Below are 554 nucleotides of genomic sequence, written 5' to 3' on the forward strand. Positions count from 1 at the left end.
CCACGATCGTGTGCGGCTCTGTGCGAATTTTTCGTCTTTTTCTGGAGGGTTTTGCAGTCAGGACGCCAATGATGGCACTGACATTTTCCGGTGACGGTATTCGACGTTGAGTAGTACGGGGAACAAGACGGCGGAGACGGTCCAGGCGTGGCGCATCCACGCTGATATACCCGTTTATAACAACGGGATCGCTGCTGCAGCTTTTCTCATCGTCAGGGATGAAGAATGATGCTGATGGTACGGTTTCTCCCCGGAAAATAGAAAAGAACTCGCCAGGATGAAGTTCAATCAACTCCTGAACATTTATCTTGCTTTCCATCAGAATGCTGATTTGTGGGCTGTCAATCCATGATTCACCAAATATGCCGTCCTGACGCTGCAGGTTGTTCATTCTCGCCCTGGCTTCTTCACCGGCGGCGCTTTTCAGCGTTCTGGCCGTACTACCCTCGCTGACAATCCTGCCGGCAAATTTTGTCCCCGTGTTCTGCATCAGTGTTGCAGTATTCGTGGCTGTTGTCTGTCCTTCTATACGTTCCTGGTCCTGTGCCATCAAA

General features: G+C 50.9%; 1 pseudogene. It reads right to left on the reverse strand.

Going from position 1 to position 554, the window contains the following annotated elements:
* Positions 1-554, reverse strand: a pseudogene (locus tag ACJHX3_RS25040) (conjugal transfer protein TrbC); the annotation flags it as partial.

Origin of the sequence: Escherichia sp. WS1265, from assembly GCF_046487585.1 — a bacterium.
Taxonomy (GTDB): domain Bacteria; phylum Pseudomonadota; class Gammaproteobacteria; order Enterobacterales; family Enterobacteriaceae; genus Escherichia; species Escherichia coli.